This window comes from Streptomyces sp. NPDC001393, assembly GCF_053597455.1.
Genome location: NZ_JBSFIH010000089.1, coordinates 1 through 20762, shown reverse-complemented (window position 1 = coordinate 20762; position 20762 = coordinate 1). Strand labels below are relative to the sequence as shown.

16 protein-coding genes and 2 pseudogenes are annotated in these 20762 nt (G+C 68.0%); 4 read left to right on the top strand and 14 right to left on the bottom strand.

Annotated elements, in window-relative coordinates; translation table 11 throughout:
- Positions 1-316 precede the first annotated feature (316 nt).
- Positions 317-3685, top strand: a complete 3369-nt coding sequence (locus tag ACWC2T_RS43405) for a hypothetical protein (RefSeq protein WP_450675809.1) — start codon at positions 317-319, stop codon at positions 3683-3685.
- A gap of 88 nt (positions 3686-3773) precedes the next feature.
- Positions 3774-4163 carry a hypothetical protein gene (locus ACWC2T_RS43400; RefSeq protein ID WP_450675808.1) on the top strand — a complete coding sequence of 130 codons (390 nt, stop codon included), beginning with the start codon at positions 3774-3776 and terminating at the stop codon, positions 4161-4163.
- Between the two features lie 780 nt (positions 4164-4943).
- On the opposite strand, the gene ACWC2T_RS43395 is transcribed toward ACWC2T_RS43400, so the two are convergent.
- The 4 genes and pseudogenes from ACWC2T_RS43395 to ACWC2T_RS43380 all read right to left on the bottom strand — a co-directional run bounded on the left by ACWC2T_RS43395 (position 4944) and on the right by ACWC2T_RS43380 (position 8992).
- Complete coding sequence (locus tag ACWC2T_RS43395; RefSeq protein ID WP_450675807.1) at positions 4944-5399, bottom strand: hypothetical protein; 456 nt, start codon at positions 5397-5399, stop codon at positions 4944-4946.
- 42 nt (positions 5400-5441) lie between these two features.
- Entirely contained in the window at positions 5442-5918 is a 477-nt protein-coding gene (locus ACWC2T_RS43390) for a hypothetical protein (protein ID WP_450675806.1), read from the bottom strand.
- A gap of 89 nt (positions 5919-6007) precedes the next feature.
- Complete coding sequence (locus tag ACWC2T_RS43385) at positions 6008-7825, bottom strand: VWA domain-containing protein (protein ID WP_450675805.1); 1818 nt, start codon at positions 7823-7825, stop codon at positions 6008-6010.
- Between the two features lie 88 nt (positions 7826-7913).
- Positions 7914-8992: pseudogene (locus ACWC2T_RS43380) on the bottom strand (AAA family ATPase).
- Between ACWC2T_RS43380 and ACWC2T_RS43375 the strand changes: the two are divergent.
- Positions 8952-9158, top strand: coding sequence for a hypothetical protein (locus ACWC2T_RS43375; protein ID WP_450675810.1), 207 nt, complete (start codon positions 8952-8954; stop codon positions 9156-9158). The pseudogene ACWC2T_RS43380 and the gene ACWC2T_RS43375 sit on opposite strands and share 41 nt — an antisense overlap.
- 1309 nt (positions 9159-10467) lie before the next feature.
- On the opposite strand, the gene ACWC2T_RS43370 is transcribed toward ACWC2T_RS43375, so the two are convergent.
- From ACWC2T_RS43370 to ACWC2T_RS43325, 10 genes are all read right to left on the bottom strand, one after another.
- Positions 10468-11727 carry a nucleotide sugar dehydrogenase gene (locus ACWC2T_RS43370; protein ID WP_450675804.1) on the bottom strand — a complete coding sequence of 420 codons (1260 nt, stop codon included), beginning with the start codon at positions 11725-11727 and terminating at the stop codon, positions 10468-10470.
- 47 nt (positions 11728-11774) lie between these two features.
- Positions 11775-12392 carry a WecB/TagA/CpsF family glycosyltransferase gene (locus ACWC2T_RS43365; RefSeq protein ID WP_450675803.1) on the bottom strand — a complete coding sequence of 206 codons (618 nt, stop codon included), beginning with the start codon at positions 12390-12392 and terminating at the stop codon, positions 11775-11777.
- Between the two features lie 83 nt (positions 12393-12475).
- Positions 12476-13707, bottom strand: a protein-coding gene (locus ACWC2T_RS43360; protein WP_450675802.1) for an IS3 family transposase whose coding sequence is annotated in 2 segments (ribosomal slippage) — positions 12476-13386 and positions 13386-13707 — 1233 coding nt in all. Because the reading frame shifts where the segments join, the coding sequence is not laid out codon by codon here.
- 295 nt (positions 13708-14002) lie between these two features.
- Positions 14003-14326, bottom strand: coding sequence for a hypothetical protein (locus tag ACWC2T_RS43355; RefSeq protein ID WP_450675801.1), 324 nt, complete (start codon positions 14324-14326; stop codon positions 14003-14005).
- Between the two features lie 902 nt (positions 14327-15228).
- Positions 15229-15915 (bottom strand): hypothetical protein, encoded by a 687-nt coding sequence (locus ACWC2T_RS43350; RefSeq protein ID WP_450675800.1) that lies wholly within the window; start codon positions 15913-15915, stop codon positions 15229-15231.
- Complete coding sequence (locus ACWC2T_RS43345) at positions 15912-16556, bottom strand: hypothetical protein (protein WP_450675799.1); 645 nt, start codon at positions 16554-16556, stop codon at positions 15912-15914. Before ACWC2T_RS43345 ends, ACWC2T_RS43350 begins: the two co-directional genes overlap by 4 nt.
- A gap of 17 nt (positions 16557-16573) precedes the next feature.
- Entirely contained in the window at positions 16574-17839 is a 1266-nt protein-coding gene (locus tag ACWC2T_RS43340) for a putative T7SS-secreted protein (protein ID WP_450675798.1), read from the bottom strand.
- Positions 17836-18138 (bottom strand): hypothetical protein, encoded by a 303-nt coding sequence (locus ACWC2T_RS43335; protein ID WP_450675797.1) that lies wholly within the window; start codon positions 18136-18138, stop codon positions 17836-17838. The genes ACWC2T_RS43340 and ACWC2T_RS43335 overlap by 4 nt, the downstream gene beginning before the upstream one ends.
- A 21-nt stretch (positions 18139-18159) precedes the next feature.
- On the bottom strand, positions 18160-19221 hold the full coding sequence (locus tag ACWC2T_RS43330) for a hypothetical protein (protein WP_450675796.1): 1062 nt from the start codon (positions 19219-19221) through the stop codon (positions 18160-18162).
- Entirely contained in the window at positions 19209-19862 is a 654-nt protein-coding gene (locus ACWC2T_RS43325; protein ID WP_450675795.1) for a hypothetical protein, read from the bottom strand. Before ACWC2T_RS43325 ends, ACWC2T_RS43330 begins: the two co-directional genes overlap by 13 nt.
- A 248-nt stretch (positions 19863-20110) precedes the next feature.
- Between ACWC2T_RS43325 and ACWC2T_RS43320 the strand changes: the two are divergent.
- Positions 20111-20667, top strand: a pseudogene (locus ACWC2T_RS43320) (IS5 family transposase); the annotation flags it as partial.
- Positions 20668-20762 lie beyond the last annotated feature (95 nt).

The window sequence follows — 20762 nt, the reverse complement described above, 5'->3', positions numbered from 1 at the left end:
CCACAGACCGTCAGGAACCAGCCGCTGCGACAGATCGACACCCACGAAGAGACATCATGCCGCAGCTCGCACCGTCACCACGTGAGACAACCTCTAAGATGACAAACTCTCCAATTAGCACATGTGGCTGTTCTCACGATCTCCACAGGTAGTCAACTTGCTCTCCACACACGTAGGTTCACGGAGCGACCCCGCCGCATGCCCTGCCCGGCCCGTAACCGTGCACCGGGCAACACGTGCGCAGCGGCTGACACAACACGCAGTCTGACGGTGTGCCGCCTACGCCGCCGGCAGGCATCAATCGTGAAGGACGACTGTGAACACCCCCTTATGGAGCAGGCGGCGCGTTCTCGGAGCCCTGGCGGCCACCGCAGCCGCCACCGCCGCCTCAAGCCTTGTTCTGAACCCGTTGGCCGCCTGGGCTGACACCCCGCCGGCGGACGGGGATGACGGCGATCCGTTCAGCCTGCCCGACACCAACCGGGCGAAGGCCGTCACCGCGTGGCTACTGGGCGGCAAGGCCGTCCGCGCCGCCGCGGAAGCCGCGTTGATCGCGTCCGACACCGACGTCCAGACGTTCCTGACAGTCCAGCTACCCCTAGCGACCGCAGAGGACAACCGGGTCGCCATCATCACCTCCCTCGCGGGAGCCGGGAAGGGCACCCGTCGCGAGGCCGCCGCGGCGATCGACGCCGGTGACGCGGCCATCGCCGACTACCTCAAGGGCGGCTTCAAGTCCGCCATGCTCGAGGACCTGCGCGTGGCCACCGCCACCGTGATGGCCACCGGTGACAAGGCCGTGCGCCGCGACGGCGGCGCCGCCCTGGAGGCAGGCACTCAGGCGGCTCTGGAGCAGTTCCTTAACGAAGGCCAGTACACCGCCCGTCTGGAGGACATGCGCGTCCAGGTGTCTCGGCTCATGGTGCAGGCGGGCCCTGAGGTCAGGAAGTACGCCTCCCGGGCCCTGTCCGGCAGTGCCGATGACATCGAATGGTTCCTCGACACCGGCCAGCACATCGCCCGCGCCCGTGACCAGGAAGCCGCGACGATCGAAGAACTCGTTGCGGTCGTCCAGCGCGAGGGCAGCAAGGCGGACGCCAAGACGAAGCAGGCCCAGGAGGCCGCCGCCCGCGCTGTGGAGGCCGCCGCTAAGGCCAAGGAAGCAGCGCAGAAGGCTGCGGCCGAGGCTCAGGCGGCGCAGGGCGACGTGGTCAAGGCCGGCCAGGCGGCCCGCACGGCGGCCGAGTCCGCCAAGGGCGCGGCCGACTCCGCCCGTGTCGCCATCTGCGCCTCCCACGCCGCTGTCGAAGCGTCGCGTCGCGCCGCCTACGCCGCCACCGCAGCGAGCCAGGCAGCGGCCACCGCAGGTTCTGCCGCCGCCACGGCATACGGCGCTGCCATCGCCGCCTCCAAGGACGCCTCCAAGGCATCCGCCGCCAAGGACGCCGCCGTCGCCGCCCGCAACGCCGCAGCCCAGGCCCGCAGCGCGGCCACCGCCGCCGACTACGCCGCCACCGCCTCGGCTCAGGCCGCGAGCGCCGGCTCGGATGCCGCTGCGGCGGCCCGGGACGCCGCCGCAGCCGCGAACGCCTCCGCCACGGCCGCCACCGCCGCGGGCAACGCGCAGGCGGATGCCGCAGAGGCCCAGCGCCAGGCGCAGATCGCGAGCTCCAACGCCGACATCGCCACCAACGCCGCCGGGACGGCACAAGCCCTGGCCAACACCGCGGCAGCCGCGGCGCGCACCGCACGCGACGCGGCCAACAGCGCCGCCGACCACGCGGACAAAGCCGCGGACGCCGCCGAGTGGGCCGCCAAATACGCGGGCCAGGCGGTGGAGTACGCCAAGAAGTCCACCGAGTTCGCCAACGAGGCCACCAAGGCCGCGAACACGGCCACCGACGCGGTGAACCAGGCGGTCCAGGTGGAGAAGAAGGCACGGGACGCCGAGCAGCAGCGCCTGGACGAGGATCTGAAGCAGGCCATGCAGGAAGCCAGCCTGCTCGCACAGATCGAAGTGCAAGAGAAGGCCGAACTCGCCGAGAAGCGTACCCAGGCCGAGCGGGCCGACCAGGCCACCAATGACCTCTTCTCCCGAGCCGAGTCGGCGCTGAAGGCCGGCGACACAGGCGCTGCCACCACCCTGGGGCGCAAGGCAGCCATCGCCATGATGAACTCCCGAGGCACCTGGTCGCGTGCAGCGGCACGGTTCGCCCTGTCCGGCGCGGACGCCGACATCCTTGCCTGGATCGACGCCGACCGGCGGATAGCGCAGCAGCAGGACGACCGGGAGACCGTCCTGTACCTGGCCCAGACCTCAACCCCGGACGTCGCCGATGCCGCGACCAAAGCTCTGCAGAGCGACGACCCGGACGCCGCGACCACGTTCCTCCGTACCGGCGTCATCGAGGCCGCCGCGATGGACAACCGCGTCGCGGTCGCCCGTGTCCTGGCCAACAACCCCGGCTCCGCAGTGAAGAAAGCGGCCAACGATGCGCTGAACGCCGGAACCGCCCAGGCTCTGTACGACTTCCTCAGCGTCACATACGAGGCCGCACAGCGGGACGATGACGCGGTCGCCACGGCGACCCTCACCGGCACGGCCGGCCCGTACACCAAAGCCCACGCGCAGGCCGCGATGGAAGGCCCGGCGTGGATGCGCCGCAACTTCCTCGCCTCCGTGCAGTACAAGACCGCGCAGCTCGACTACGACTCCGCCACCCACACCGCCGCCATGCAGGGCGCGCTCGCCGCCGCCGCGAAGATCGCGCAGAAGGCGCAGGAAGCCGCTGCCCGCGCCCAGGAGGCGGCGGCAAGAGCCCGCAACGCCGCCACGGAGGCGCAGCACTGGGCGGACCAGGCGAAGGCGTCGGCCCAGCAGGCCGCCGACTACGCGAAGCAGGCGAACGCGAACGCGGACGCCGCGGAGCAGTCGGCGAAGAACGCGCAAGCCTCCGCCGACCAGGCGCAGCAGGCGGCCGCCACCGCCCGCACCGCCGCGCGTTCGGCGAACTACTCCGCCAACCTGGCTGTGGATGCCGCACACGAGGCGGTGGCCTCCGCCAACTCCGCTCAGGCGTCCGCCACCTCGGCACGCGCCTCCGCCATCCAGGCGGGCAAAGACGCCCAGACTGCAGCAGCGGCGGCAAGCCAGGCCCACCAGATCGCCGCGGACAAGCGGAAGACCGAAATCGCGGAGGCGGCCAGGAAGGCCGCCGACGAAGCACGCAAGGCCAAGGAAGCCGGGAAGAACCCCGCCGACACACCCGAAAACGACACCGTCAAGGGCGGCCTGCCCTGGTGGAAGAACGACGCCAGATGGCTGGCAAACGCCACCAACTGGGCAAGTATCGCCACCGGCTTCGCCGCCGCCGGCATAGGCCTCGGAGGCCTCGCTGTCGGCGTGTTCTTCCCTCCGGCCGTGCCGTTCGCGGAAGCCCCTGCCGCCGGCTTCGGGTACGCCTCCATGGCCTTCTCCGCGCTCAACGTTCTCTTCACCGGAATCGGCTACGGATGGACGAGCAGCCAGCTTGAGTCATCCCTTGGAAGCGCCGCCTTGGGGCTGCTCACCTTCGGACAGTCCAAGTGGATCGGTGCTCTGGGAGGATCCGAGGTCGCCACCAAGATCACACAGTTCGGGCATGACCTCGTGTCGCCGGTCATCAGCCTGCTGGGATCCCTCTGATTCCAAATTGATGGTGTTGTACAGTCCGCGCAAGGGCTGACGGCGGGTGCCGTCAGCCCTTGCGCGCTGCCGAAAGGACCCGATCCGGATGCTCGCACGGCTCCCCCTCGTCTATCTCGTACTCATGGCAATCTGCGCTACCCTGATCTTTTGTTTCACCCTGGACAGGTGGCTTCAGAACCGCAAGGTCACGGTGGCGTGTTTCGTCATCTTCGTCGCATGTTGCCTCGGAATGGTCATGATAGGTGGGCTCCAGTACCATCCCTGGACTCCTCAGCAGATGCTCGTCGCCTATTCGTTCATGGTGACCGGGTTGGTGATCGGCTTCCTCCCGAACAGGAAACTGCTCCTCCAATACCGCGAGGAATGGCGCCGAGGTATAAAAAGGGAAAAGCACGAGTACCCTCGGCGAATCGTGGTGATCCCGGTGGCCACGGTCAGCATCATGTCGCTCCTGGGTTTCGTTCTGGCGACATGAACGCGAGTCCGTGACGGCGTCAGCAGGCTTGACAAGGCGTCGACTCAGGACTGACGGCTCATGTACCGTCAGTCCTGTGGGCGGCCGAAAGGACCAGCGCAACGCTCCGGAAGAATTACCTCCCCCGCGGCGTTCGCGCCTTACGACGGCGTGTGCTGCGGGGTACCCGGACCGAGTGGAAGCTGTCCAGTGGTGGCCTCGGATTTCTCAACGGTCTCGGATCCCGCCTGGAAATCGGCGCCGTGGTAGCCCTGGTCAGCTCACACGTTCCATATGCAACAAAGCCACCGCTGTTGCACGGACAGGGGCAGCGCCCCGGCGCTGGGTCGCGCGGGGTGGGCGGCGCAGCGTTGTCCGAGCGACGGGTGGTGCGTCGTGTGGCTGCTGCGAGCAAGCCGGTGCGAGCCGCGTGGGGTAGCCGGTCGAGGGGCGGAAGGCAGCCTGCCAGGTTCGGCTCCTGCGGTCGGAGAGGGGTGCGAGTGCAAACCAGCACTTGCACGGCGACCTCGGCGACGGCCCAGGCGAGGTCGGGCGCATCGAGGTCGGCCCGGTTCTCGGCCGGCATGTGGTCCACCGCTTGAGCCAGGAGTTCGGCGAGCGGCGGAGCCTGGCCGTCGTCGGTGGCTTCGAGGAGCGTGTGCACGGTGAAGGAGCTGGTGCACAAGCTGGCGTCGCTGTGGAACGGCAGCGGGCCCGTGTCGTGTCCCCGACCCGCCATGCGGCGAAAGGGGGACGGACGGGGGCCCGTTCACAGGCCCCCTCAAAGTCAAGTGCGCCGGGTCACGCGCCTCCGGTGTGCCGTACGGCGGCCTGGTAGCTCTCCAGGACGAGGGTGACCTGGTTCATCTGCTGGGCGAGGCGGGCGGCGTGCAGGTCGGTGGTGTGGCCGGTGCTGGCGAGCAGGCCGGTGACCGGGACGAATGCCGCGTCCAGGTGGGGGTTGAGGGCGTCGCTGAGACGGTCGTGCACCTGGGCGGCGTGGCGACGCAGTTTCCCGTGGAGGCGGTCGGCTTCGCGAGCGGTGTCCCGGACGAGGCAGGCCAGCGCGCCGAGCGCGGTACCGCGCAGTCGGCACTGGTCGGTCAGGCGCCGGTAGCCGTCCTCGCCGAGGACCGTTCGTACCGACTGGGTGCCGGGCCCGGGGCTGATCTGCGGGTCGAAAGCCGAACGGCCGGGGACGGGAGGCACGTTGGTGCGGGCTGCCGTGCCCGGGATGCGGCTGATGCGGTTGGTCATGGCTGGCGGCCTTTCCTGTTGACTGGGTGATGACGGGGGGTGTTAGCGGATTTCTCCGTAGCGGCAGGTGCTGGTGTGGCCTTCGTCGACCTTGAAGGTGTCAGGCACTGTGTCCGCCTCCGGGATGTCACCGGGCCTGAGCGGCGGGCGGGCCAGATATGTGCCGAGGTCGGCGAGGTGCCGGACCAAGGCGAGCGGGACTTGGCCGGAGCATTCGGGGCAGGGGCCGAGGAGTTCGAACGCTTCGTCCTCGTAGATCGGGAAGCGCGCGAGGAAGACGTACTTCTCGTTCGTGTCGGGGCAGGTGGCGGTAGCCAGGACCGGCTCGCCCGGGGTGGTGCGGCGGCGCAGCCAGTCGGGTGCGGTGGTGATCTGGTCCAGGCCGAGGCCGAGGGCGGCGGCCAGCCGTACGGCGGTGCGGGCGTGTTCCTCGCCCCGGTGGCGACCGTGCGGGCTGACGGCGGTGTGGTGGCGGATGAACACGGCGGCGGCGTGGGCGCGTTCGGCGAGTGACGTCATGAGCGTGTGGCTCCTTCGCGGTCGGGGTGGGTGAACGGTGACGGGGCGGGGGTGCCGCCCCCGGGCCTGCCGGGGGCGGCACCGGCGGGTTAGGGGTTGGTGGCGGTGAGGGCGGCGGTGGCGGCCTTGCCGATCGCGGTGACGGCCTGGGCCGGGTCCGTGAGCTCCAGGAGGGTGGCGCCCGGCAGCGGGCGGGGGTCGGGTTCGAAGGCGAGCCACAGCACCGCGCACCCCGCCGCGCGGAGGGTGGTGATGCGGTCGGCGGCGCGGGTGGCCTCGTCGGGGCGGTAGCGGCCGTCGGAGGCGATCACCAGCAGGCGGCCCGCGCCGGGTGTGGTGAGGTCGAGGGATGCGGTCAGGGCGTCGGCGGCCTCGGCGAGGCTGTGGCCGCCGCCGTCGGCGTCGAACTCGGTCACCCGGGCCGGGGTGCGGCCGGGTGCGGTGATCGCGGTCAGGGCCCTGCGGTAGGCGATGGTTGCCGTCCGCGAGTCCGGGTCGGTCAGCGCGGCGGCCTTGGCGATGATCCAGGCGGCCGAGGCGATCGGGGCTGCGGCGGCGAGCATCGAGCCGGAGACGTCGACCGCGATACCGACTCGAAGGGGCGGGGTGGGGCCTTGGTGGCGCTGGGTGCGGATCCAGGGCTGGGCGGTGGGGAGGGCTCCGGCCGCCTTCTGCGCGTCGCGGGCCAGGGCGCCGCGCATGCTCAGCCGCCCGGGCGTGACCGCCGAGGCGGTGACGGTGACGGTGCGTTCCCGGTAGGCCGCCGCCCGCAACGCCCGGGCCAGCCGTCCCGCCGCTGCCTTCTCTCCGGCGGTGGGCGGGCGGGTACCGGTCACCGGCGAGGGGGCGTAACGGGCCTTGCTGCGCTGGCTTTCGGGGGTGAAGGGCCGTGCCCCGGGTGTGAAGACCTTCTTGGCGATCTCGGCGGCCTGGCGGGCGTGGGCGGCCTGGGCTGCCTTCGCGCGGGCGCGGGTGCTGCTGGCGGCATGGGCGCGGGCCTGGGCCGCCGCCTGTTCGGCTTCCCTCGCCGCCACCGCTGCGGCGATCTTGCCGACCACGTCGGCGAGTTCGCCCCTGGAGCCGGTGGGGTCGGGGGCGGGTTCCGGTGCCTCCGGGGTGGCTCCGAGGGCCTGGCACCAGGCCTCGGCGTGGCCGATCATCGCCTGGGCGTCGTCGTCGGCGGTGGTGTGGGCGGCCGTCCAGATGTGCGCGAGGGTGGTCAGCAGGTCGGGGCCGAGGAGGGCGGTGAGTGCCTCGTTGAGGGGCTGGGTTTCGTCCGGGTCGAGGATGCCTGCATCGCGGCGGGCCAGGATCAGCCCCGCCGCCGCCCCGGCCTGCCATGGGTCGGTGGGCGTCTGGGCGGTGAAGTCCGGCAGGACCAGGCTGTGGACGGCGGCCCGCAGGAAGCCCCGGTCGCCGGGGCGGCGGGCCAGGTGCGCCTTCTCCACGCGTGCCTCTTCCAGGAGCTGGGCTGCCACATCCAGTGCCGTGCCGCGTAGCGCGGCTGGTGTGCTCCAGCGGCTGTGGGCGGCGTGGGCGGCCTCGTGGGTGAAGGCTCCCCAGGCGGCCGGGTAGCGCAGCTCGTCCCCGACCCGGGTGGGGTGGATGGTGGCGGGGTGGAGCGGGGCGAACAGGCCCGCGTCGATCTCCAGTTGGGCGAGGGCAGGGTAGAAGGCCGCCGGGGCTCCGGAGCGGGTGCCGGGCTCGCAGGTGACGATCACGTCCTCGCGTCCGGCCAGTTCCGGCAGTCGTTCCCCCAGGGCGGCGGAGATCCTCAGCCACTGCGCGGCCTGCGGACGCGGGCGCGGCTCGCAGACGGGGCCGCCGTCGTCAGCCCAGCGGGCGAGGTCGCATTCCAGCTCGGTCAGCGGGGGCGGTGCGGGCAGGAGGTGGGCGGGTGCAGGCATGGGCGATCAGGCCCTTTCCGGGAAGAGGCTGGCGGGTGGTGCGGTGGCCGGGGGCCGGGTGTGTTCCCGGCCCCCTGGGCGGGCGTTGTCAGAGCTGGCGGCCCAGGGCCAGGGCGCTGACCGGGCGGCCGATGGCCTTGGTGACGATCTCGGCGACCGTGTCGCGGTCCTCCAAGGGCGCGATGCCGACCAGGTTGGCGAAGGCGGCCTCCGTGCCCAGTACGTCCGCGATCTTCTGGAAGGCGATCAGCTCCCGCAGTTGCGGGGCCCAACCGACGTCTCCGGCCTGCTGGCTGGCGGCGAGGTGGCGGGCGATCCGCACCGCCGTACGGTTGATCTTCAACGCGGCGGCCAGGTCGTAGTCCGAGCCGACCTGGATCTGCACGCTGAACCGCGAGGCGAGGGCTTCGGTGAGGACCGCGCCGTGCACGCCCGGGTTGTGCCCGGCGATCACGTAGAAGCCGTCGGCGGCGGTGATCGTCTCACCCTTGTGCGCCTTGACCTGGATCTGCCTGCGCCCGTCCATCGCCGGATACAGGGCCGCCAGCACCTTCGGGGAGATCAGCGTGGCGTCGTCCAGGAGGAGGGCCCGGCCCTCCTGCATGGCGGTGACCAGGGGCCCGTAGAGGAACTCGTAGCCGCCGCTTGAGTCCTGGGTGTACTCGCCGATCAGGTCACCGACCGTGGTGTCACCGTCCCCGGCCACCGTGATCAGGTCCGGGAACGCCGCCTCGATCAGCGACGTCTTCCCCGTCCCCGGCGGCCCGTACAACAACACCGGCACCTGCGCCTCCCTCAGCCGCCGCAGCGCCTCGACATCCGGCAGCTGCGCCAACGCCCGAGGGTGGTACTTCTGCCCGTTCGGCCGGGTGATCGGCCCCGGCCGCCCGCCCGGCGACGAGGCCACTGGTGCCTGCCCGGCCGACTGGTGCGGCACCGAGACAGCCGAGCTCGGCGCGGCGCGGATTCTGGGACTTGCTGGGCTGCGGCGCCCGTCATGGAAGTCGCCCGGTAGGTACGGGGTTTGGCGCCCGACCGCTCCGCTTCGCCCCGGCACACCAGCGTCTCGCACGCGTTGCCGACCGCCCCGCCCGAATGCCCCAGCATCTTCGCCAGCTCCGTCACCGTGAACCCCGTACCCGGGTTGACGGCCAGGATCTTCGCGATCCTCGCCCGCAACTCCCCCGGGCGGGCCTTGCCGACCGGGCCGGGCGGCGGCCCCGCCGGGGGCGTGGGCGCGCTGGGCTGCGTGGGGGCCGCCTGCGCGGATACCGGGGTGGACGATGCGGGCGTGGGGACAGAGGCGGGCATGGCAGGGCTCGTCATCGGGTGAATTCCTTTCACTCCTTGACCGGGAACCAGCTAATTCGAATTCGGAAATGACCGCCCTCGGGACACACTCCACCCATCATCCGTTTTCGGGCGGACCCCATACGAGGGATTTCCTTTCCCGGCCTTCTCGGGAACAATTCAAATATAGCTCGACCCGCACCCGGCTTGAAGCGGGATTCCGGCTTGATAATGCTGGAATTCTCGTGAATTCACGACGGGTTTTCAGGGGAAATCCCGCCGCTACGACACAAGGTGTCGTGGCCTGCGGCACACACGACTAAAACACAGGCACACCGGTCGCCTGGAATGCACGTATTCGAGTGTGTGCGCGGATCCGCCTGCAGGTGTGGCCTGGGCCGGGACGCTCTCACCGGCCCTCGGACAGCCTCATGGTCAGGCGGCCGGTGCCAGGGCGGGCGCCGGCATGGGAATGGGGTTTGAAGCTGGAGGAGGCGACCAACAAGGTTGCTGGTCACGAGGCGAGCTGACACCACATGTGCGAAGAGGAAGCCGGGCCGCCGAGCTGTTGGAGATCGGGATGCGTTGCTGCACCGATATACAGTCGCCCTCACTTACAGGTGGCTCGCAGAGCCCCCGGCCTGCACTTTCGGTCGGAACGAGGGTGTCGTATCCAAGCGCGCACACGGACGCGACGGTGGATACGACACCGGATGCGACGGGGCGGACGTCATCGGGTCACTGGCGGATGCGGAAGCAGCACTGGATTCGGGCTGAACCGCAGGGCGTCGAGCCGTAGGCTCCGGCACTGAACGCCGACGACATCTGGCCGTTGTGCGACCTCGCGGTGAGGAGATCGCATGCAGGATCCTTCGACTCGATGGAGATGGTCGAGCCTGAGGAGAACGGCCGGAGCGATACCGCCGGCTCACCTGTTGTGGACAATGCGACACCCGACTCGGGCATCGACTCATCGACGGCGTCGACGGGACTGGCGGAGGTGCTCCCCGAGGTTGCTGTCGTCTTCGGTGATGTCCCGGCGGAACTCAAGCCCGATCTCATCAACTTCGGGCTCGTGTCGGCCGCCGACCGTAAGCAGATTTCCACAGTCCTCGCCTCGATCGGAAACACGGCGACCGTGGCCGGCAACCTCGGAAACGCATTCGCCAGCGCGCAAGGGCTCTACAAGATCAGCGATGCGACACAGGCTCTCCTGAGGGCCGGCGCAACGCTCGCCGTCAAGGATGGCGCGAACCTCGGAACGGTGGTCTTCCGGTCGATGGCGCACTTTTCCACTGGGGGCAGAGGAAGGAGTCCGCGGCCGCACAGCCGCACGCGAACTTCCTTCGGGCTCACAAGACCTCGACGGTGTCTGCGGCGAGGCCGCGCATGCGGCCTTTGGTGTCGAGTACAAGCCGCGCGTGTCTGGCGAGCACCTCCGGGTTGTAACTTCGGTGGTGGGTGACGATGATCGTCACGTCGGCTTCCGCCAGCGCCTGTGTCAGATCCGTCGCTCTCAGCACGGCCGAGCCGTCGACCTGCCACTGTTGCACGTGTGGGTCGTGGAAGACCGCCTCGGCTCCGGACTCCCGCAGTCGGCGCACAACCTGCTCGGCGGGGGATTCCCGCAGGTCGCTGATGTCGGCCTTGTACGTGACGCCGCACAGCAGTACGCGGGCCCTGTTGAGTTCGAGCCCGTGCCTTGCCAGAAGTCGCCCGGCCCGCTCGACCACGTAGTCCGGCATCCGTGCGTTGATCTCCTGTGCCAGCTCGACGAACCGGAACGGGTAGCCCAGTGAGCGCACTCGGTGGGAGCGCAGGTTCGGGTCGATGGGGATGCAGTGTCCACCGACGCCCGGGCCCGGGTGGAAGGTCTGGAAGCCGAACGGTTTGGTGGCCGCGCAGTCGATGGCGTCCCACAGGTCGATGCCCAGTTCGTGGCTGAACACGGCCATCTCGTTGACCAGCGCGATATTGACGTGCCGATAGGTGTTCTCCAGCAGCTTGGCCAGTTCGGCCTCACGGGTGCCCTTGGCCTGGTGTACCGACTCGATGAACTTGCCGTAGAACGCTGCCGCGGCGGCGCCGCAGGCCGCGGTCAGCCCGCCGACGATCTTGGGGATGTCCCGCAGCCCGTAGGTCTCGTTGCCCGGGTCGATGCGCTCCGGAGAGAAGGCCAGGTGGAAGTCCTGGCCTGCGCGCAGCCCGGATTTTTCCAGAATCGGGCGCACCAGTTCGTCGGTTGTGCCGGGGTAGGTGGTCGACTCCAGTACGACCAGTGTGTCTTTGCGCAGGTTCCTGGCGACGGCCTCGGTGGCGGCCCGGATAGCGGCCAGGTCGGGGGCGCCCTGCGTGGTCAACGGAGTGGGTACGCAGATCACGATCGTGGCGGACTGGGCCAGCACGCTCTCATCGGTCGTGGGGTGAAATCCGGTGGCGAGCATCCCGGCCACGTGTTCGTCGGAGACGTCGTCCACGTGGGACAGTCCGGCCGCCAGCCTGGTCACGACCCCGGCGTCGGTGTCCAAACCGCCAACAGTGAGTCCGGCTCGGCAGGCCTCGCGTGCCAGGGGCAGGCCGACGTACCCGAGCCCGATGACCACCAGGTCCATGGTGTTTCGCTTCCCTTTGTCTGTTTGGAGGAGCGGTCTGTTCTCGGCTACAGCAGGTTGCCGTAGTGGTAGCGGGCGTATGTGACGAGCCGGCCCAGTCGGCCCAGCCTGCTGGGCTGCGTGAGTACCCGGTAGAGCCACTCCAGGCCGAGCCCGCGCCAAAGCCGTGGTGCGCGCCTGACCTGTCCGCTGACGATGTCGAATGTGCCGCCCACGCCCATGTAGAGCGTGTCTGGGTGCAGTTGACTGCACTCGTGGATGAACAACTCCTGCTTGGGTGACCCCAGGGCGACTGTGACGATGTCCGCCCCGCTGTGCTTGATGCGCTCAAGGAGAGCGGGCCGTTCGCTCGGGTCGAAGTAGCCGTCCTGGCCGTCCACGATCTCGACCTGCCAGTCGTCTCTGAGCCGCTGGCGCACCGCTTGGAGCACTTCGGGCCTGCCGCCGAGCAGGAACACCGTGGCCTGTTCCCGCCCGGCCCGGCGCATCATGCTCTGCCACAGGTCGACTCCGGCGATCCGCTCGAGGTGTGCGCCGTACTTCTTCCGGATCGACCGTACGATGCTGATCCCGTCGGCATAGCGGTACCTGGCCGCGTCGATCGCCGCGCGCAGGGCCGGATCACGCTCCGCGGCCACGACCTTCTCCGCGTTGATGGCGACCATCACACCGGTCCGCACCCGCCTGCCGGCGAACAGCTCCTCCAGGAAGGGCCTTGTCCCCGAGGGGTGGACACCTGTTCGTGTCGTTATGCGGCGAGTGTCAGGGTAGCTGACTGCTGCTCGTAGGCGATCGGTGCCTGCTGTCCGTTCGCCGAGTGCCTGCGGCGGGTGTTGTAGCGGGTGGTCCAGCGGAAGACGGCCAGGCGGCAGGCGGGGGCCCCGTCGAAGCGGCGGGCGCAGCGGAGTGTCTCGCGTTTGAGGGCCGCGTTGAAGCTCTCGGCGAGCGCGTTGTCCGCGCTCGTGCCGACTGCGCCCATGGACTGTCGCACCCCCAACTCGGCGCAGAGATCAGCGAATTGGCGGGAGGTGTACTGGGCTCCGTGATCGCTGTGGAATACGGCTCCGGCCAGGTTGCCGCGGGTTGCGGCGGCTGCCCGGAGTGCGTCGGCGACGAGCGAGGTGCGCATGTGGTCGGCGATCGACCAGCCCACCAGGCGGCGTGAGAAGCAGTCGATCACGGTCGCCAGATACAGGAACTCGCCGTCACCGACGGGCAGGTAGGTGATGTCGCCGACGTATTTGGTGTTCGGCGCTGTGGCGGTGAAGTCGCGCCGGAACAGGTCCGGCACCGGCGTGGCGGACGGCTCGGGCACGGTGGTGACCTGGCGCTTGCGCAGCCGCAGCCCGGCGATGCCGTACTTGCGCATGACCCGTCCGACACGCTTGTGGTTCACGCGCTCACCGTCGTCGCGCAGCTCGGCGGTGATCCGGGGCCGGCCGTAGGTGCCGTCCCACTCGGCGTGCACGGCCCTGATCCGCTCGGCGAGCGCGGCGTCCGCCCGCTCGCGCGAGGCGCGGGCCTGGCGGCCGGCCCGCCATTTGTAGAAGCTGGAGCGGGCGACCTCCAGCACGTGACACAACCGCTTCACGCCCCAGGCGTGGTGGTGGTCCTCAATGAACTTGAAGCGGTTCACCAGTTCATCTCGGTGGCGAAAAACTTCGTCGCCTTGCGCAGGATGTCCCGTTCGGTGGCCAGTTTCTGGTTCTCCTTGCGCACGGTCTTCAGCTCCGCGCGCAGGGCCGCTATCTCGGCCTCCAGCTCCTGCTTCGTGGCCTCGCTCACCGGGAATTCCTTCGTGTTTGTGCTCGTCGTGCCGCTCTCACCGCGGCAGGCCCGCTCGGCCCGCACCCAGTTACGCAGCGTCTCCCGGCTGATGCCCAGGTCCTTGCCGATGCCCTCGAAGGTGTGGCTCGGGTCCGACAGGTACAGCGCGACGGCGTCCGCCTTGAACTCGGGCGAGTAGACCTTCATAACCATAAGAGATCCCTCCTCCCCGGCCCCTGCCAGGGCCGGGCTCAGAGGTGTCCACCACCCGGGGACAGGTCCCCCGGTACAGGTCCCGAAGACTGCTCCGCAGGGGCTACGGCTTTCCCCTTGCTGAGCTGCGCGGCCAGCACACTACGCCCAAAGGTCACAGCCGGCGCGGCTTGTCTTCTCGACCGGTCAGCGGCATCACGTCAGCGGTAGAGGCGGTCCCTTCGTCTGCAATTGGTGGGCCTCTCGCCCGGTCAGGAGGGCTCCTGTGCCTAATGACCAGTACCAAGACTCGTCGTCAGACGGATGAAGCAGCGCCGGGCAACCGAAGATGAGCTGTCCAGATGGTAATCAGTGCGGCGACCACGGCGGCTGCCGGCTCCGGGAGGCCTGCCTTCACCAGCACGAATGCGAGAAGTCCTGCAACAATCGTGAAAAGAACTACGGCCAAGGATCGGCGCCTACGAGTCCCCCTTTGCGAGCTTTGCTGCAAGAGGTCCAGCACATCATCGTTGAGCGGTGCGAGTTCCCTTACCGACCCCCCAGATGCGAACAACTCGATGATCCGCCGAACCTCACGAAGAGCTTGCTCACGAGCGTCTTCTCGGTCGACCTCAATCATGTCCCGGAGTGACCGCATCGCCAGAGCCGCAGAGCCGTAGACCTTCACCACTTCTGTCATCGGGGCCTGCCCGTCTGGCCGAGCTCGTTGGACGGCATACCGCTCCATCGAGAGTGCTAGGTTCTCCAACTCTCTGACAGCGGATGCCTGCGGTGGTTGAAAGGCAGGCCTGCCATGATCGTCGTTCCTGAACGATCTACTGAGTGCAAGGAATGCCCTACGAGCATTGCTGGAGAGCGCCCACGTACTCCACCGCGACCGCTGCGGCGTACTTGTCCATAGCAGCACCAGCAAGGTCAAGATCAAGATCGCTATGAACGAGTACAAGGCGAGCGTCTCCCCCCAGTCCCCCAACGGACTCCGTGCGACCCGAAGGGCTAGCAGGGCGCCCGCCACTACCGCCAAGGCCACGCCAGGGAACCACCTGATGGTCATGCCATAAATCTCGGTTTGAGCGAGTGTGTCTTCGCGTTTGAGAAACCTCCGAGCCGCATCACTGAGCCTGAATAAGTCGTTGAGCTCGTCATTCTTTTTGCCAAGATGCTGATCACTTCGCTTGGCCAGCCAACGAGCGAGTGGCAGGGCGATCCGTTCCGACATCGTCAACCCGTCACGTCGGCCGGCTCCGGCTGTGCCTATCAGCAGACCCAGCGCTACCCACCAGAGCCCGACCGCAAGAGCACTCCATGCCTTTAACATCTTCTGCCTTCAAGTAGGTTGGCCGCCTCGCAACCTCGCGAGCCGCAACATCATCCTGCTTGATGGGCTCCGCATGCGGGTCAAGATCAACAAGTTCAGCCCATGGGGGGAACAGGTACCTGGTGCGGCTCAGTACCGTAATTGCGTCCGGCGTGCGACGGGGTTGATCACTCATGGGCGTGCGCTGCTTGATCGCACAACACCTAAGCGGACGTAACCTCTGGCTGCGGGGCGGCGTCGGCCGGGCTGTCGGGAGCGTCAGCTGGATCGTCCTGCGTGAAGCGGAGGCTTCGCAGGGCGGTGGCCATGATCGGGGCGTAGCACTTCTCCCAGTGAGTGATCTGGGGCGTGGAGAAGGCCAGCAGGCACATGCGCTGCCCGTCTCCACCTGCCTCGGGCGGGATGGGGACGATCGCATGGAACTGGGCTGTGAGTACCTCGATCTCCTCGCCGATGGGGGAGAACACCGAGGGAAGGACATAGCTCTGGCCACCGGTGAAAACGGCAGCCTGTCCGCACGGAGCGTCGATCACCGATGCGGTCCAGCCGGAGCCTCGCGAGTCGAGGACGCCTCGAAGGGTTCCTCTGACAGCTGTGGCGACATCCTCGCCGTAGGGGAAGTCCACGACTGCGACGGCGAGCGAGCCGAGCGAGATCTCGCCCTCGAAGGAGTGCAAGCAGTTCGCCGCGTACACAACGCCGGCTTCCTGTAGAAATCGCGAGATCCGCTGCAGTGTGCGAGCCATTTCTGCCCGTTGCCGCTGTTCGGCATCTGATGCCAAGGACTCGCACGCGTTCCGGGCGTTCACCTCTGCCCAAGCGCTGTCGAAGTCCATGCCCAAAGGCACCTCTTCGAACTCGGCGGGCACCGAGAAATCGACCCGTATCACCGCCCGCTCCCTTCGCCGGGGTGCCGTGGTTTGGAGGGCCGGTGAAGTGGCGGGGGCGGCGGGGGTCCCACCTGGCCGGCCCGTTGTTGGTCGTAGAGGTCTACCAGCCGCCGGTTGTTCTCGTACCAACCCTTCATCCACTTTGGAGTCAGGACCGCGGTCACGGCCAAGGGGATAGCCAGAACAACCACGACGGCGAGGGCGGCACCCGGCCTGTCGCGCAGCACCCAGGCGAGGACGAAGCTTCCGATGCTGAGCACAGCGATCAACGCGGTGAATTTCTTGGAACCGTTGGCCTCGTAGGCGGCGAGTCCCCGTCGCTTCGACGCCATCTCGGCGCCTGTGACCGGCATGGATGCCTCGGGTTGGGCAGTGGAGGGTACCCACGTCTGCAGAAGCGGGCCTCCTGCGCGAAGCCGGTCCTGGGACTGCTGGGCGCGTAGGCGAGCCGTCGGCGAGTCGTTCCGCACGAAGATCAGACGGATCGTGCTTTTGCTGGGCATCTCGGTCGTCTGGAGGTCGTAGCCGAGTTCGTAGCCGATCGCCGTGATCTGGTCGGACTGCCTTCCCTCGAAGCCTCCGAGAAGGAACTCGGCTTGGCCTCGCCCATCGAAGTGGGCCAGGATCTCTGCGTCTTTCATCGTGCGGCTCACCTTGCCTACTGGGCTGCCTTGTCCTTCTTGCTGCCAGTTTTCCAGGCGTTCTCGAACGCCACGAGGAGATCACCGCCCGGTAGTGCCGCTTCGACATCTTGTCGGTCGTTTTTCGGGACGAAGTACCCGAGGGCGGTCGGATCGGCGATGAAGGAAGCGACGGTGTCCACCAGACCGAAGTTGGCTGTCGCGTCCGCCGCACGGCTGGCCGCGACCACTCGCGAAACGCCCTTAAAGGCACCGCCGAATGGCAGCGCGCCGAGAACGTCCTGAGCCAGAGTTCGGTTAGAGACCACGGATTCGCCGCCGACTGCACGGGCGACGCCGTGCAATCCCAGGGCGCCGATGGCGAAGGCGCCTGAAGCGACACCTACAGCTGCCGCTGCTGCGGCGAACACGGGGGCCGCCGGACCTGTTACCGGGGCAATAAGGAGGAGGAGTAGCGAAATCGCGCCCAGCGCACCACTCACGGTCGCGAGGACATCGCCGAGGGCCGCGATGGCGTTCGCATGCGCCTTGAGCCACTTGACCGCATCGGCCACGGCTGCGCTGACGACCGCGTCGACGATGTCGTCGAGCTTGCTGAGGGCCTTCCCGATACTGACGAGCGCGTCACCCAGTTTCTCCAGCGGGCCTGGCTCGTTCGGCGCGATGTTCATCGCCTTGTCGAGGCGCCTCGCGACCTTCCGGCCTTCGACGTCGTAGTCGGTGGCCAGCTTGCGCGCCTCGGCGCGAATCCGGTCGAGGTCCGACTGCGCCGTGGCGGCCGCCAGCTCCGCCGCGGATCTTTGCTTCTCGGTCTTCTCCTGCTTGCGCTCTTCGGCGTCGTCCTTCGGTGGCAGGTCGAGTAGCGGCTTGGGGGGTAGGCTGGCCAGCTTCGCGTTCGCCGCGTGCCCTGCGGCCTTGGCGTCCTGTGCGTGCCGCTCCAGGGCCTCTGCCTGGCGCTGCCAGTCCGGCATCGCGTCGGCCCAGTCCGTCAGGGCCCGCGCGGCCTTGCTGAAGGACCGCTTCGCCCGGTCGACCTTGGGCCGGAAGTTGTCGTCGAACTGCTCGCGGAACGCGTCCGCGTGACGCCCCTTCCAGTCACCCTCACCCGTGCCGTGCAGGACATCGGATATCTCGTGCAGCGCCTTGGACGTGCGCTGCAGGATGTTCGCCACGTGTTTGGCGGTGTGGGGGTCACCGGGACAGGGCACGAATCCCAGAGCCGGGTACTGATCCTTCAAGGGTGAGGTCTGCGTGGGCGATGTCCACTGGAAGACGTCGCTCACGCGCATCCCTCCTGAGCCTTCCGCATTTCCTCGGCCAACTTGTCGTCGAGAGCCTCGAACGCCTGCTTCATCTTGTCGAGGGTCTTGACGGCCGCACCGGAGAACTTCTTGATCTGCTTGATTCCGTAGGACCACTCGTCCCCGAATTCGTTCATGCGTGACGCAAGCAGGCTCACGCCCATGGACTCGCCATCGACCTGGTCCATCTCCCGTCCGGGCCGCTCCATGATCTCGCCGATGTGTGCAATGTCGCCGCGCACGTGGTTGAGTACGGCGATGTCAATGTAGATGTCGCTCATCGTTCTTCCCCGTTCCGTCGCCTATTGGTTGACGGCCTGGATCTCCTGGACCACGACGTCCTGGTCGGCGCCGAACGTGCCGTCCGGGAGACCGCCGCCCTGCCCCGTTGTGCTCGTCCAGCTGATCTTCCAGGTGATGGTTGCCTGCAGCTTGTACGAGCCGTCGCCGGAGGACCGCAGATACTTCACTCCGCAGGGCGGAGTCTCGTCGGCCCTGCCTTTCACGTAGGGTTCGCCGATCTGTCCGCCGTGGCTCTCGCACTGGCCGGAGGCAGGATAGGTGACCGCGTCGTCCGTGCCGGGCTTGATCGTCAGCGAGACGGGCTCGGCAGTGGTCGTCGCGCTGAGATTGAGCAGTGGCACGGAAGCGGTGACGGAGACTGGCTTGAAGTGTGTGGTGTCCAGCCACGCCCAGGTCGGCAGGTTCACCTTAGTCGTGCCGTCGGGGGCCAGACTGACCTTGGTCGACGGGACGCGGATCTCGGCGTAGGCCAGCTGGGCGAGCATCTCCGGTGTGATGGCCTGCGGGACGTCAGCCGGTGGTGCGGCCCCCTTGTCGACCCAGAAGGGCTGCTTGTTGCAGTCCTGGGCCGCCGGGTCCGCCTCCCTGCCCTTGGTGATGTAGGAGTCCCACCAGTAGCCCTTGCCCGTCTTGTCCTTGTTGAAGTCCTTGTACGGGTGACCGTTGACGAAGTAGTTCTGGCTCTGCAGGCTCCACTCCGGGCTCGGCGCGCTGCTCTCCCACACCTGCCGCATCTGCGATTCGAGCTCCTGGGGCGTGTACTTCGGCGCGTAGTAGCAGGCGGGCGGGGTCCACGAAGTCGTGGGCGTGATGGCGCCGGCAGAGGGGCCGCTGCCGTTCTTCGAGCGGTCGAAGACGACTCCGCCCGCGGAAGCGAAGACCGTTGCGCCGTTGGCTCCGCCCGAGGAGCTGGTATTCGAACCCGAGCCCGACCCTCCACCGAACGTTCCACCGCCGGGGGGAGTCTTGTTGGCGAAGGCGCTGGGCATTGAGCACAGCCAGAGGGACCCCGCGGCGACGGCGACCGCAGAGAGGCGGAGAAGTCTGGTCACGGCTGGCACCCGGCGGCGCCACGGGAAGACGTGATTTTCACGAGCTGCCAGATTCCCTGCTTGTTCTTGGCGACCTCGGCGCTATAGGCGACGTAGCTGTCCTTGGACACCTTCGTGCCTTGGAGTTGACCGGTCTTGATGACCTTGCTGTATGCCTTGCTTTCATCGGAGCAGTATCCGATCGCGGCACTGGTAGGGGACTTCACCTTCACGGCGCGGTTGAAGTACCGCGTCGTACCCGTGATCGTCCAGCCCACTTTCGTGAAGCTCTGGACCCACTGCTGCGCGGCCACAGCACCCTCGCCGTCTGTGTAGAAGGCCAAGGCTGGGAGTCGAGGATTCTGAGCAACGATCGCCGCGTCCAGCGCACGGATGAGTTCCGCGTTGTCCCGCAGGATCGCGTCCTTCACGGAGTCACCGCTTTCCTCTGGTGTGAAGGTGTCATTGACGTCCGACGGCAGCTTGATCTCAGGTCGTCCGGCCGCGTCCGACGGGCTGGCGCTGGGCGACGCGGAGCTCTTGCCGCCTGTGTCGGCGCCTGAGATCTTGTTGCCGTCGGATCCGCCACCTCCTCCCGAGCTGCATGCGGTCAGCAGCAGGGCCGCAGATGCGGTGAGCACGGCTGTCACGAGCCGGGCGGGGCGGTTCACTGTGGACTCCCGTCGAGGTGGGGGTAGGTCAATCGAACCAACGCTATCCATCGGGCGAGTGGTGTCACCAGCCGAGTTTGCGTCAAGATCACATAAATCAAGGTCGGATGCGAGCGAATTGACGCATAGACACCCACCGCGATTTCACGGCGAATGCGGAGAAGTATCCCGTAAGAGCTCGTAACACGATCTTGGGGACGTGGGCTGGTGGGGCGTGACTTGTAGGAGGATTCTGCCGTTCGTGAGGTGTGGGGAACCGACCGTGGATCGTGGACGACGACTTGTGGACGCTGATCGAGCCGTTGCTGCCGGCCTGGCCCGAGAAGGCACCCGGTCCGAAGCCCGTAGATGACCGGCGGTGCCTGCAGGGCATCCTGTACGTGCTCTACAACGACATCAGATGGCAACTGCTGCCGCCGGAACTCGGGTTCGGCTCCGGACAGACCTGCTGGCGTCGGCTGGGTCGATGGCACAAGGCCGGCGTCTTCGACAAGCTGCACCACATCCTGCTCGCCGAGCTGCACGCGGCCGACGCCCTGGACTGGACCCGGGCCTGCGTGGATGCCTCCCACATCCGCGCGAAAAAGGGGGCGAGGCCACCGGCCCGTCACCGGTCGACCGCGGGAAGACGGGCAGTAAACACCACCTGATCTGCGACGGTAACGGCACCCCGTTCAAGGTCATCACCACCGCAGCCAACGTCAACGACGTCACCCAGACCCTGGCCCTGGTCGACGGCATCCCGCCCGTGGCCGGGAAACAGGGCCGTCCGCGCAGGCGCCCCGACGCCCTTCTGGGAGACAAGGAGCCTTTTCCATCTTCACTCTGAGCTGGTCAGATGGAGGGTGAGGACGGCCTGGACGAGGCTGGTGATCCGGGTGGTCGAGCACCGCAGTTTGC

Coding starts and splice junctions, on each gene's coding strand:
- ACWC2T_RS43355 (WP_450675801.1), bottom strand. CDS start 14,326: ATGATTGAGGTCGACCGAGAAGACGCTCGTGAGCAAGCTCTTCGTGAG.
- ACWC2T_RS43370 (WP_450675804.1), bottom strand. CDS start 11,727: ATGGACCTGGTGGTCATCGGGCTCGGGTACGTCGGCCTGCCCCTGGCA.
- ACWC2T_RS43390 (WP_450675806.1), bottom strand. CDS start 5,918: ATGACGTCACTCGCCGAACGCGCCCACGCCGCCGCCGTGTTCATCCGC.
- ACWC2T_RS43395 (WP_450675807.1), bottom strand. CDS start 5,399: ATGACCAACCGCATCAGCCGCATCCCGGGCACGGCAGCCCGCACCAAC.
- ACWC2T_RS43345 (WP_450675799.1), bottom strand. CDS start 16,556: ATGAAAGACGCAGAGATCCTGGCCCACTTCGATGGGCGAGGCCAAGCC.
- ACWC2T_RS43365 (WP_450675803.1), bottom strand. CDS start 12,392: ATGGTCGCCATCAACGCGGAGAAGGTCGTGGCCGCGGAGCGTGATCCG.
- ACWC2T_RS43335 (WP_450675797.1), bottom strand. CDS start 18,138: ATGAGCGACATCTACATTGACATCGCCGTACTCAACCACGTGCGCGGC.
- ACWC2T_RS43385 (WP_450675805.1), bottom strand. CDS start 7,825: ATGCCTGCACCCGCCCACCTCCTGCCCGCACCGCCCCCGCTGACCGAG.
- ACWC2T_RS43400 (WP_450675808.1), top strand. CDS start 3,774: ATGCTCGCACGGCTCCCCCTCGTCTATCTCGTACTCATGGCAATCTGC.